Raw genomic sequence first — 12,601 nt, 5'->3', positions numbered from 1 at the left:
ACAAAATTCCAGCTCAGAACTTATTTCCCCCTCGCCTACCCCTGGCTGCACTTTTGTTTTATGCTGGGGCAAACCAATAAAAACAGGGAATTCCATGAAATTCAAAACACTGAGCCTGCTCACTATGCTGGCCTGCTCCACCTCCGTTTTTGCCGCTGAACAACTGAACTACCAAATTCTGGTGGATAAAGGCAACAAAGCCGGTGAGCAACTGGTCACTATTGGCGACAATGGCGATATCAAAGTCCGTTACATCTTTAAAGACAATGGCCGGGGCCCAGAGCTGGATGAAGTGATTAAACTCAATGCCGCAGGTTTGATCAGTGACTACCAGGCCAAAGGCAATACCACTTTTGGTTCGGTGATTAACGAACAATTTAAGCTCGACGGCAGCACGGCCAGCTGGAGTACAGGCAAAGAACAACAGCAGGCAAAAACCGATGGCAAGGCACTTTATCTGCCTGTCGACGGCTCACCTTTCCTGGCATCCATTGCCATCAGCGCCATGGCGAAAAACAAAACCAACAGCCTGCCGCTGTTGCCAAGCGGCACCTTAAAGCAGGAAGTGGTCAGCGAGCTGATTGTTGATAAAGGTGGCGAAAAACAACAGGTGCAGTTACTGGTGCAAACCGGTGTAGGTTTTGAGCCCAGTTTTGTCTGGGCGACCAAAGGCGAGAATGCACGGCTATTTGCTTACCTGGCCCCGGGTTACCTGACCCTGATTGAAGAAGGCTGGCAGGACAATGCCAAAGCCATGATGGAGATCCAGCAAAAAGCCGAAACTCAGCTGCTGGAAAAAGTGGCCACTGAGCTGCCCAAAGAATTGCACGGTCTGACCGTGGTGCGTAATGCCAGGGTGTTTGACTCTGTCACCATGCAGCTGAGCCACCCCAGTGATATTTACCTGCTGCGTGGCAAAATCACCACCATAGTGCCCGCAGGCAGCCTGCAAAGTGCCGTACAGCATGAGATCGACGCGGCCAACCGCATTGTGCTGCCGGGCCTGTTTGATATGCATGGCCATATTTCCCGCTGGGAAGGCTTATTGCATCTTGCGGCCGGGGTCACCACCTTACGCGATATGGGCAATGACAACGCCACGCTGCAGCAGATGATGGATGAAATTGAGCAGGGCCAGTTGCTGGCGCCCACTATAGTGCCAACAGGCTTTTTAGAAGGTGAAAGCGCCTTTTCCGCCCGCAACGGTTTTGTGATCAGCACGCTGGATGAAGCCAAAGCAGCCATCGACTGGTACGCTGCACACGGCTACCCGCAGCTGAAAATTTACAACTCCTTCCCGAAAGACATTCTGAAACAGACGGTTGCTTATGCACACAGCCGTGGCCTGCGGGTCAGCGGCCATGTGCCTGCCTTTTTGAAAGCAGAAGATGCCGTGCATGCAGGCTTTGACGAAATTCAGCACATTAACCAGCTGATGCTGAATTTCCTGGTGAAGCCGGACACTGACACCCGCACGCTGGACCGTTTTTACCTGCCGGCTCAACAGGTGGCTGATTTGGACCTGAACGGCAAAGCAGTGCAGGACTTTATCAAGCTGTTAAAAGACCATAACCTGAGTGTGGACCCGACGCTGGCGACTTTTGATTTTCTGAAAAAAGTGGACGGCACTGTCGGTGAGCCCTGGCGCGCCATTGTCAAACACCTGCCGCCAGATATTCAGCGGGCTTATGCCCGTGCCGAACTGGATATTCCGGATGAGGCCACAGCGGAGCGTTATGCCAGGTCGTACGCCAAGATGGTGGAATTTACCGGCATGATGTACAGAGCCGGTATTCCGGTGGTGGCTGGCACTGACGAGCTGGCTGGTTTTACCTTACAGGGTGAACTGGAATTGCTGGTCAAAGCGGGCCTGACGCCGTCAGAAGCGCTGCAGGTGGCAACCTTAAATGGAGCCCGCTTCAGCCGGGTGGAGCAGCACAAAGGCCAGATCAAAGCCGGCTATGACGCTGATTTATTGCTGGTGGACGGCGATCCGACGAAAAACATTGGCGATATCCGTCAGTTGGCGCTGGTGATCACCCAAAACAAAGCTATCCGCCCAACCACGTTGTACCGCCAGCTGGGCGTTGAACCTTTTGTCAAAACAGAAGTGACCATCCGTGATTTTGCCGAACCCGCTGGCCACAGTGGGGGGAAAGCCAGGCACGGTCACCGCCATCTGCACTGACACTGAAGCCCCGCAGTGACGGGGCTTTTTGATCTGTGCTATTGACCCTCTGTGTAACGGGAAAAACGCCGATGAAATACCAAATTAAACAAAAAATTTTCAGCCTGACTGACAGCTTTGAGATTGCAGATGAAAACGGCCGCAGCGCGTTCAGTGCCAAAGGCAAGTTGTTCAGTATCTCCAGCAGCCAGACCCTGTTTGATACGTCAGGCCGGGAAGTGCTGAAAATTAAACGCAAATACCTGACCTTGTTACCAGCCTGCCGCCTGCTCTGTGCCGATGGCAGTGAATGGCTGATCCGCAAACGTTTCTGGCCCTTCTGGACCAGCCGCTTTACCATTACAGGCCCGGCGGGTGAGCTGCAGATCAACGGCAATTTATGGCAGCACGATTATGAAATCCTGCAACAGGGGCGCTTGCTGGCGAAAATTTCCAAAGCCTGGTTCAGCTGGTCCGATACCTATGGAGTGGATATTTACGCGCCGGAATGGACAGCCCAGTTGCTGGCAGCCGTGATAGTCATTGACCGGATCCAGCACTCAGGGAAAAACTCTGTGGTGGATGACGACTGATACAGGTTCGACGCCGTGCCAATTATTTATTCAATAACACAGGACTTTTCATGGATTTAAGCAGTTATCTTGCGCTGGTGGCCATTGCCTTTATGGGGGCGGTCAGCCCAGGCCCCAGCCTGGCCTTGATCATTCGTAATACAGTACAGGGAGGTAAAGGGTATGGTGTGGCCACCGCACTCGGGCATGGCTTTGGCGTTGGGGTTTATGCACTGCTGACTGCGGTCGGCTTGTCGCTGCTGTTAAGCAGCTCCCCCTTGCTGTTTGACCTTATTCGTTACACAGGCGCGGCTTTTCTGGCCTACCTGGGTGTGAAATCGCTGATGGCGAAACCGGCCGATCCCAATGCGCCACTGCTGCTGCACCAAAGCAAAGGCCATAAAGGCGCCGCCGAAGGCTTTCTGATCGCCTTTCTGAACCCGCACCTGGCACTGTTTTTTATCGCCCTGTTCAGTCAGTTTGTCCACAGCGACACCGATCTGGGCCAGGCCCTGCTGATGATGTTTACCGTCGGCACCATAGACGCACTCTGGTATTGCCTGGTGGCGGTGCTGTTATCCACTGGCCCTGTGCTGGCCTGGTTGCGGCTAAAGGGCCACTGGATCGACAGGATCAGTGGTGTGGTGCTGCTGGCACTGGCCATCAAGGCAATACTCTAGCCTTTGGTTTCATCCGGAGGCCGAACCAACGGGCAGCTTGAGCCGGGCGACTGCCCCGCCTTCATCCCGGTTCAGCCGGATAAAATCGCCGCCATGCTGGCGAGCCACCCGCTGCACTATGGCCAGCCCCAGACCATGGTGCGACAAGCCATCGGTATTGTGTTCTCTGCCGCTGTGCCAGCCTTCACCATCGTCACAGACATCAATATGGCAATCCTGCTGCACCAGACAAATCTCAATCCAGACGCTGGTCTGGCAATAACGCAACGCATTGCTGAGCAGATTGGATAAGGCCCGTTGCAGCAGTTTTTGATCAGCCTGAATCACCAAAGGCTCAGTACTCTGTAATCTAATCTGGTGTTCTGTATTGGTGGAAAATTTGTCAATCAGCTCCTGCAATACCCGGTCAAGCCGAACTTCACTCAATGTCAGTTCAGAGCGGAAATTTTGTTGCGCCAACCGCAGGTAGTCATACACATTGTCTTCAATTTCCTGCAAATTGCGGCTGATTTGCGCCGATTGCTCTGCACTTAAGCGCTGCTCCAGATTCAGCAGAACAAAACGCAGGCGGGCCAGCGGGGTTTTTATATCGTGACAAACCGTGTCAGCCATTTCGCGCTGCAGGGAGTTCAGATCCGCAATAGTCTGGTTCATCCGGCTTAACGACCTGGCTAACGGCTGCAAATAGGACTGGTCACTCAATTGAAAAGCTGGCAGGTGGCCGAGTTTAATTTCCTGCAGCGCACTGCGTCTTAACGTATCCACATCCCGGAATAAATTACGGCTCAGCCAGAACAGGCACAGCAGTAACAGCAACAAAAATACATGGGCTAAATCGATGCTGAAGTCGGCACCATCGGGCAAATTCAGCTGACTTAAACAAATCAGCTCACCCCCTGGCATTTCACTGCACATGGATGCATTGCCCTCGTTGTCCCGCATCACTTCGACGCCATAGACCACATCAGGCTGAGGTTGCCAATAACCCCGTGGATAGGTGATATACAGACTGTCGGTGCAGTCTTCACTGTCAGACAAACGGCAATGCAGCCGCTGTTGCTCGCTGTGGTAATACACCTGATGCAACATACTGCGGGCCGCTTCCACCGTTTCGTCGCCCTGATAAAACCAGTTGTACAGCTGGTTCAGACTGAAAAATAACAGCAGCACCAACAGCACAATACCAAGGTAAAACCGCAATAAAGCCGACTTCATTGGTCGCCTCCGGCCGTATGGCTGATACGATAGCCCTGGCCCCAGACGACCTGCACATTCCAGTTCGGGTCCTGTTGCTGCAGCTTTTTACGCAGCCGTGACGCCCGGCCATCCATAGTGCGGTCTACCCCGTCGTATTCGCGGGTCAGTTGTTCACGAAACAAACGCTCGCGGCTGACGACACTGCCGTAGTTTTCCAGCAGGGTCTGCAACAGTTGCAATTCGGCGTTAGTCAGCCTTAATTCCTGTGCATTAAGAAACACCCGGCCCGCAACCTGATCAATCTTCAGGTTATGCCGCTGCAGATAAATGCTTTCAGAACCCACTGAGGGTAACGGCAAAAACACCCTGATTTTGGCCAGCAAAATACGGGGATCCAGAGGTTTGAGCAGGTAATCCTGAGCCCCCAGCTCCAACCCCTGCAATTGGGCCCCTACCGAGGTTTGTGCCGTCATGAAGAGCACCGGCCCTTTAAACTGCTGGCGGATTTGTTTGACTAAATCAAAACCGCTGCTGCCCGGCAGCATCACGTCGCAGACCAATAAATCAAAGCGCTGGGCCAGCAGCAGCTTTTTGGCTTTTTGTGCATTGCCACAACTGCTTACCTGATACCCTTCATTTTGCAGAAAATCTGCGACTAAACGGCACAATTCCGCGTCATCTTCCACCAACAGAATATGTTGCATCAGGGGGTGCCCCAATTGCGGCTGCGTTTAAGCAGTTGATCACCTGCATTGAGGTCTACCTGCACAACCCGGATCAGCCGCTGACTCTCCAACTCTCCGCTTGCCTGGCTGCGCAGTTCGAGACGACTGTGTTCCGTCAGCACCAGTTGCAGCTGTTGATCCACCGCGGTACCACACAACAAAGGTTCCGCTTTGGATTGCAGAAACAAACATAAAGAGTGTTGCTGCTGCCATTGCACCGACAACTGCAGTAAACAGGGTTCGCCAGGGTAATGCAGGCATAACCTGGGTTTCAGGCTGAACTGAAGGGGCTCCGCTTTGGCATGACCAGTCAGGGGGATAAAGGCAATCAGAAAAATAACCAGAGTGCGCATAACAAGGGGCCACTGAATCATTGAAGTGAGTACTCTGCCTGAAGGCACAGCACCAGGCAAGTCAGGGCCTGCCGGTGCTGTGCTGTTGATCAGAACTGATACCGCAGTTCCACTCCATAAGTCCGGGGTGGGTTCAGTGAGGTAATAGGCGTGCCCAATACATCAGCCGCCCAGCCACCAATCCCCCCCGTGGTGTCATGGTCAAGCAGGTTTTTGCCGTACAACGCCAACTCCCACTGATCATCAGTGCTGCTCCAGCTCAAGCGGGCATTCAGATCTTTGCGGTCGGCAAAATACGCCGGAATGCTGTACGCGATTGGCAGAATATCCGGATCGTCCGCTCTGGTGTTTTCTTCATAGACATAATCCAGATGCAGTTTGACATGGCCGTTTGCCCACTGGCCCGGTGCCGTCCAGTCTGCACTCAGGGTGTACGAGTCCGCCGTAGAGGCTTTTTCGGTGTCCGTCACCAAATCGCCATCGGCATTGTAGAACTGCTGCCATTTGGATTCGGTTTTACGGTACTCAGTCACCAGACCGAGCTTCAGGCTGTCGAGCGCCTGCCAGTCCAGGATCAGCTCAGCACCGCGGATCTGCTGGTCGCCATTAATCACAATGGGCACGGCCACACCAGACCCCGGCTCTTTGCTGTTCACCGATCGTTGCCTGTTGTCCAGATCCATGTGAAAGGCTCCCAGCTGCAGCCGGACTGTCTGCCACAGATCGGCTTTATAACCCAACTCCAGGTTGCTGACTTCTTCCGGGGCAAAAGGATTAAAAGCCGAGCGCGGGTCCAGCGAGTCATACCCACCGGATTTATAACCGGTCGAATACGACAGATACAGCATTTGCTGTTCGGTCAGGTTGTAACGGGCCACAGCCCGGCCTGTCCATTTACTCCAGCTGTTGCTGGCGTCCAGCCGTGGCATCACCGGAAATAAAAAGTCGGTTAAGCCTGTCATGGCGGCGCCAAAAGACCGCTCTTTAATTTCCCAACTGAAGTCTTTGTCATCTTTGCTGTAACGCAGGCCAGCCGTCAGGCCCCATTGCTCATTCAGCTGATAATCCACATCCGAATAAATACCGACCGACGTGAAGTCGCCGGTGTTGATAATATCTTCGCTCCACAACTGGCCTGCCGCTGAAGGACCAAAGATTTCGTTGACCCCTAAGCCTGCGCTGATGGCCTGATAAGTTAAATCACCTGTGGCCTGAATAGCAGCCACCAATTCAGGGCTGAACGGCTCTGCCCCCAGTTGTTGCAATAAACCGCCGACAGCCGGATCCACCATGGCCATCACACTCAGAATGCTGGCCCAGTCCTGTGGGTTCCATAGATGGTCAGCAGGCAGGCCCATCATTTCAATCATCTCGTCCGGAATACCGGCCCCTTGCAACGCCGGGATCAACATGGCGTTGATATCGGCCGTGGTCAGACGGGCTATGGTGTCTGCCATGATATTCAGACTGGTTATCTGGTAGACATTTTCTTTGCTGTAGGTTAAGCCACCGACATAACTCAGTTTGTCCTGTTGGTAGTTGATCTGCAGTTCGTTGTAGAAAATGTCGGAATCTTCAAAGTTAATGGTGTCGAGGTAACGGGTTTTGTCGGCGGTACCGTCTGAATCGTCACGACCAGACACTTCCCACTGGCGTTTGCTGCTAATGAATTTGCCTGACCATTCATCATTAAAGTCGTGCATGATTTTCAGGGAGACCGCACTCATGTCCCGACGTTCATGGCCGTCAATCACGTCATTTTCAATGGTTCGGTCGGCCACTTTCATGCTGTAGGCATAAGGACTGACGCCAATGGAAGGCGCATAGCCCTGGTTCAGATCGTCATAGTCGTAGCTCAACTGCACCCTGGTGCTGCTGGTCGGCTGCCACAAGGCGGCCAGTCGGGCGGCTTTATGGTTGGTGTTGCCCAGCTCCTCGCCCTGATAATCCGGGTAAACATTGTCAATATAGGAATCACGCTGGTTGCTCATCATATTGAGCCGCACCGCAAACTCGTCACTGAAGGCTTTATTGCCCATCAGTTCAAAACGTTTTTGGCTGTAATTCCCCAGTGTGGCTTTGATAAAAGCTTCATCATCCTGTGACGGTGCATTCGGGATCATATTGACCACACCAGCGGCGGCGTTTTTACCAAACAAGGTGCCTTGTGGCCCTTTTAAAATTTCAATGCGCTGGGTGTCAGAGAACATCACACTCTGCGCCGCCCGTGGCAGGTAAAAATCATCAAAGAAAATGGCGACAGAAGGGTCCCCCCCTGTGCTGATATTGCTGCTGGAAATGCCCCTCATACTGGCACTGGCCTGCACTACAGCATCTTTGCTGAAGCTGAAGCCCGGCGTGTAATCGGCGATATCGCCGAGCATCACTGAGTTGGTTTCTTTTAAATCTGTCGCTGAAATGCTGTCGATAGCAACCGGCACATCCATCAGGTTTTGCACCCGTTTTTGTGCGGTCACCGTCATCACTTCAATGGCTGGTTCGTCTTTTGTTTGTGCCTGCTGTGCCAGCAGGTTCTGGCTGCACAAGGCCAACACCACGCCAGCAGCCAATGGATGCAGGCCAAAGCGGTTGCGTTCACGCAATTGCTTAGATGACATATGTTTCTCCCCGTTCTTGTTGTTCTGTTTTTTGGGATCGTGCGCTCTGCATTGAACCTTCTACTGCGTCCTTTCAGAGGCGGATCTCGTCCACTTCGATACTACCTGTGCTCTGTTTGAAATTCAGCGAACTGGACAATTTTGTACACTTTTCGGTTTGAACCCGGAGCGCTGAAAACGCAAGCTTAAGCCAGACAATTCCAATGCAATATTTTACCAATGGCGCTGATATGTGGATAAAAAGCAGACTATTGCCGCTATTGGCTTTGATTGGCCTGAGTACTGCTCAGGCAACAGAGCCAACACTTTGCCTGAGCTGCCATGGCGAAAGCAGCCGGATCGCCTCAGGTGCACCTGTACTGGATGCCCAACTTAAACCTTACCTGCAAAAACAACTGCAACAATTTAAGGCGGGTGAACGGGGCGCCCAAGCCACCGATACAGCAGGCCAGCAAATGGCGGCTGTCGCAAAAAATTTATCCGATGCCGAGATAGAGCGACTGGCGGGTTATTTTGCCGCGTTGCCAAAAGCTGTGGCGGCGACAGAGCCTGCAGCGGCCAGTACACTCGATAAAGGCCGCCGAATTTACATTGGCAATTGTGGCACCTGCCATGGCGCTAAAGCTGAAGGCAATGTCGTCTTGCACGCTCCAGCCTTGTCGTCATTGAATACAGCTTACCTGCAACTGCAGTTACAGCATTTTCGCAGTGGCCAACGCGGCCAGCATAAAACCGACAAACCCGGCCGCCAGATGGCGATGATGGCCAGAACCTTGACCGAACAGGATGTGCTGGCCGTGGTGGCTTACATTGGGGCTGGCCTGCCATGATGCTGCCCCTGGTGTTTGAGCTGGCCCTGACCGGTCAGCCGCTGCAGCTTACTGAGCATTGCCCGCCCAGTTTTGAGCTGACAGAACAGAACCAGTGCAAACTGGTGACCCGTTATGATTTGTATGATTCTTTGCAGAATAAAGGGGTGGGTGGCACCAAAACAGCCTTACCCAAGGCCCGTGACGGCTTTAGCCCACAACAAATTGATTTAGGCCGGTTTTTATTTTTCGACCCGCTGCTCTCCAGCAATCATCAGCAAGCCTGCGCCAGCTGCCATCAGCCGGCGTTAGGTTTTAGCGACGGCAAAGCCCTGAGCACTGGCGCCCATGGCGACAGTGGCAACCGCAGCGCGCCGAGCTTATGGAATGTAGCCTACTTCACACAGCTGTTTTGGGATGGGCGCGCTAAAACACTGGAGCAACAGGCGCTGATTCCACTCTTTGCCAAACATGAAATGGCCAATACACCGGAGCAGCTGCTGGCGGAACTGTCCAGCAATGCGCAATACCCAGCGCTGTTTCGCCAGGCCTTTCCCGGCAAAGAACAGATAGATTTAACTCAGGTCGCCACTGCATTAACCGCCTTTCAAAGCTCGTTAATTTCGCTGAACAGCAAATACGATCACTACGCCCACGGATTTCACGACGCTCTGAATGATGAAGAAATTAAGGGCCTGAACGTGTTTCGCTCTTTTGTCGCACGTTGTTCGGAGTGCCACACCCCCCCCCTGTTTACCAACCAGCAAATAGCGGTGATCGGCACCCCAGAGCCCGACGGCATGCCGTTTGACCCGGGTGCAGGCAGTGAGCCTGGCAAAGAAAAATGGCGGGGTGGCTTTAAAGTGCCCAGCCTGCGCAATGTGGCCTTAACCGCGCCTTATATGCATTCGGGCCGTTTCGCCACTTTGGAAGAAGCCGCAGAGTTCTATACCAAAGGCCGGGGCCATGCCGTGCCTAAAGGTGAACAGCTGCAACTGCACTGGCATATCTGGGAGCCGAAGCTGAGCCCGGAAGAAATTAAACAACTGGCCATTTTTATGAATACCCTGACCGATCAAAGCCTGCTGCCTGTGATCCCTCAGGAGCTTCCGTCAGGCCTGCCGTTACCGGCAGAGCTGCAAACCACCAACGACAACAACAAAGGAATTTCGCCATGAAAAAAACCACTGTGGCATTAGCGCTGCTGGTTCCGGCCGCATTTATTGCCGGCAGTTACCTGTCGGGCTCTGGCCAGTCAGCTCCGGCTTACCAGCCTGACGTCAGCTATGGCGCCAGCGGTACGGCCAACCAGAAAAAATCGGTGATTAACGCCACAGCGCCTGGTGCTGTGCATCAGGTGAAGCCCGGCCAGCTGATTATGGATGCGGTAAAAGCAGCCAATCCTGGCGATATGATCCAGGTCTGGCCCGGTGATTACACTGAAACTGTCTATATCGACAAAGACAATATCCGTCTGTCGGGTGTGATTATCGAAGGCAAGCGGCCACGGCTCTTTGGTGACGGCCATTTAAACGATGCCATTTTGTATTCGGGCAACAACATAGTGGTGGAGAATTTTCTGATCACCAAATACAAAGGCAACGGCATTATGGGCCAGGCCGGGAATAACTTTGAGATCCGAAACAACATTATTGAAGACACCGGCGTGTACGGTATTTTCCCGCAGCTGGGTGACAACGGTATAGTCGAGCACAATGTGATTTCCGGCATAGAAGACGCAGCCATTTACATTGGCATGAGCGACCATATTCATGTGGCCAATAATGAGGTGTTCGACAGTGTGGCCGGTATTGAAATTGAAAACAGCCGCCATGCCGTGGTTGAAAACAACTTTGTGCACAACAACACTGGCGGCATTCTGGCCTTTGTCACCCCAGGTCTGCCGATTAAAGATACGGTGGATGTGATTATCCGTAACAACTGGGTCAGCAATAACAACACCAAAAACTTTGGTGCGCCGGGGTCCACTGTGGCTGGCATTCCGGCTGGTACCGGCATTCTGATTATGGCGGCCGACAAAGTGGTGGTGGAAGACAACCTGATTATCGGCAATAAAACGGCTGGTATCATTGTGACCGACCACCAGAATGCGCCAAACACGACGCTGGACCCGGAATCGGACCCCTACCCTGACGAGGTGATGATTTTAAATAACCTGATGTACAACAACGGCTACGACACCATTCCTGAAGCCAAGGTGCTGCTGGCCACTGAGCTGAAGCAAGGCAACCCGGATATAGTGCGTGTAGGTGACACTAAAAACAGCTGCATCAATAACCCGCAGCAGTACATTACTGTTGGCGTGGGCAGCTGGCCAGCCTGTGGTTTTACCAACACCGACAATGTGGTGAGTTACCTGCTGGATACCCCTGCCGCACCGCGTTCAGTCGACCCGAAAGACAAAGGTAAATACGCTTATTTAGGTATTTGCACCGGTTGCCACGCTTACACTGGCCGTTTAATTGGTCCGCCGGTTCAGGTGATCCAAAGCCTGTATCTGGACGACCCACAAGGCCTGGCCAACTACATTGCCAACCCGGTGAAAAAACGCGAAGACTTCCCGGCCATGCCCAAACAGGATTATCTGGACGAAGAAACCCGTTTAGCCGTGGCGGAATATATGTTGTCAGTAACGAAGTAACAGAGGGTCAGAGCTTCAGCTCTGACTTGTTATTTGATACGGGGCGTGGGTTGCTGCGCCCTTTTGCATCAAATCAGAACCCAGCCGAATGAACGACAGCCATTATGGCAAATAATCCGGCGGCTGGAGACTACTGCGTTCGCCCGCTCGCGCCTCCCGAGCTCACTTTTATATCGCTCACTACGCAGTCACCAACCACCGGCTTGTTGGTAGATTGACGCTTTTTCGCCAATGTTAAACAACTGTCAGCTGGCTTTGTTTGGTATATAACCCTTTAAGGAATTCAGGGGCAAAATCAGCGCCGTTTGGCCAGACCACAGTTGCAAGCTCAGGATCAACACAAAGCTTCCGGAACACCGCAATCTCTTTCAGAGGTTCAAAGACTGGTCCGTTGAGCTCCCCGCTCAAATCAACTTCGCCAGAAGTACCATCATCAAAAGCAACCCAAATTTTGTAATCAGTCAGGTACTTTGCAGATTTAATATGCAACATTATTTACTCCAGCGGTGCGATGTAATTGAGTGGTTCACCGGCTTTAGCCCGACGCCAGTTTTCTTCCAGCTCACTTTAATGTATTCCACTCCATTCCTGAACAAAGGCTGCTGCACGTTTAGGTAACTCTCCTTCCAGCATGGTTCCGTCAAATGCAAACAGCGCTTCATAACCCAAATATTTTGCATGAACATGCGGCGGATTGTGATCGTTAAAATGCATAGCAATCAAAACGCCGTAAAAGCGGCTAATAACTGGCATTGAAATCCTCACTACCGAAAGTACAGCATAAAATAACAGTCCAAATCACAGGTAAGCCAATGAAA

At 52.6% G+C, this 12,601-nt stretch carries 12 protein-coding genes; 6 read left to right on the top strand and 6 right to left on the bottom strand.

Features of this window, described 5'->3' with window-relative positions:
- Positions 1–94 precede the first annotated feature (94 nt).
- The 3 genes from WKJ04_RS13225 to WKJ04_RS13215 all read left to right on the top strand — a co-directional run bounded on the left by WKJ04_RS13225 (position 95) and on the right by WKJ04_RS13215 (position 3,419).
- The gene (locus tag WKJ04_RS13225; protein ID WP_337880836.1) at positions 95–2,188 is read left to right on the top strand and encodes an amidohydrolase family protein; all 2,094 of its coding nucleotides are present in this window, start codon (positions 95–97) and stop codon (positions 2,186–2,188) included.
- 71 nt (positions 2,189–2,259) lie between these two features.
- Positions 2,260–2,760, top strand: coding sequence for an LURP-one-related family protein (locus WKJ04_RS13220; RefSeq protein ID WP_337880835.1), 501 nt, complete (start codon positions 2,260–2,262; stop codon positions 2,758–2,760).
- Positions 2,761–2,810: 50 nt separating this feature from the next.
- Positions 2,811–3,419, top strand: a complete 609-nt coding sequence (locus tag WKJ04_RS13215) for a LysE family translocator (protein WP_337880834.1) — start codon at positions 2,811–2,813, stop codon at positions 3,417–3,419.
- Between the two features lie 9 nt (positions 3,420–3,428).
- Here WKJ04_RS13215 and WKJ04_RS13210 read toward each other — a convergent pair whose 3' ends face one another.
- The 4 genes from WKJ04_RS13210 to WKJ04_RS13195 all read right to left on the bottom strand — a co-directional run bounded on the left by WKJ04_RS13210 (position 3,429) and on the right by WKJ04_RS13195 (position 8,312).
- Positions 3,429–4,634: an ATP-binding protein gene (locus tag WKJ04_RS13210; protein ID WP_337880833.1), complete on the bottom strand. Its 1,206-nt coding sequence runs from the start codon at positions 4,632–4,634 to the stop codon at positions 3,429–3,431.
- Positions 4,631–5,320, bottom strand: a complete 690-nt coding sequence (locus tag WKJ04_RS13205) for a response regulator transcription factor (RefSeq protein ID WP_337880832.1) — start codon at positions 5,318–5,320, stop codon at positions 4,631–4,633. The genes WKJ04_RS13210 and WKJ04_RS13205 overlap by 4 nt, the downstream gene beginning before the upstream one ends.
- A complete protein-coding gene (locus tag WKJ04_RS13200) occupies positions 5,320–5,694 on the bottom strand; it encodes a DUF3019 domain-containing protein (RefSeq protein WP_337880831.1) in 375 nt (124 codons plus the stop codon). Before WKJ04_RS13200 ends, WKJ04_RS13205 begins: the two co-directional genes overlap by 1 nt.
- Positions 5,695–5,783: 89 nt before the next feature.
- Entirely contained in the window at positions 5,784–8,312 is a 2,529-nt protein-coding gene (locus WKJ04_RS13195; protein ID WP_337880830.1) for a TonB-dependent receptor, read from the bottom strand.
- Between the two features lie 203 nt (positions 8,313–8,515).
- Between WKJ04_RS13195 and WKJ04_RS13190 the strand changes: the two genes are divergently transcribed.
- From WKJ04_RS13190 to WKJ04_RS13180, 3 genes are read left to right on the top strand one after another with little or no spacing between them, the layout of a single operon-like run.
- Positions 8,516–9,142 (top strand): c-type cytochrome, encoded by a 627-nt coding sequence (locus tag WKJ04_RS13190; RefSeq protein ID WP_337880829.1) that lies wholly within the window; start codon positions 8,516–8,518, stop codon positions 9,140–9,142.
- Complete coding sequence (locus WKJ04_RS13185; protein ID WP_337880828.1) at positions 9,139–10,299, top strand: cytochrome c peroxidase; 1,161 nt, start codon at positions 9,139–9,141, stop codon at positions 10,297–10,299. The genes WKJ04_RS13190 and WKJ04_RS13185 overlap by 4 nt, the downstream gene beginning before the upstream one ends.
- On the top strand, positions 10,296–11,783 hold the full coding sequence (locus tag WKJ04_RS13180; protein WP_337880827.1) for a parallel beta-helix domain-containing protein: 1,488 nt from the start codon (positions 10,296–10,298) through the stop codon (positions 11,781–11,783). The genes WKJ04_RS13185 and WKJ04_RS13180 overlap by 4 nt, the downstream gene beginning before the upstream one ends.
- Positions 11,784–12,017: 234 nt before the next feature.
- Here the strand turns inward: WKJ04_RS13180 and WKJ04_RS13175 are convergent, their stop codons facing one another.
- Both WKJ04_RS13175 and WKJ04_RS13170 read right to left on the bottom strand, forming a co-directional pair.
- The gene (locus WKJ04_RS13175; protein ID WP_337880826.1) at positions 12,018–12,275 is read right to left on the bottom strand and encodes a DUF2442 domain-containing protein; all 258 of its coding nucleotides are present in this window, start codon (positions 12,273–12,275) and stop codon (positions 12,018–12,020) included.
- Positions 12,276–12,350: 75 nt separating this feature from the next.
- Entirely contained in the window at positions 12,351–12,536 is a 186-nt protein-coding gene (locus tag WKJ04_RS13170; RefSeq protein ID WP_337880825.1) for a DUF4160 domain-containing protein, read from the bottom strand.
- Positions 12,537–12,601: the final 65 nt, after the last annotated feature.

This window comes from Rheinheimera sp., assembly GCF_037442345.1.
GTDB lineage: Bacteria > Pseudomonadota > Gammaproteobacteria > Enterobacterales > Alteromonadaceae > Pararheinheimera.
This window is presented reverse-complemented; position numbering and strand designations above follow the sequence as displayed.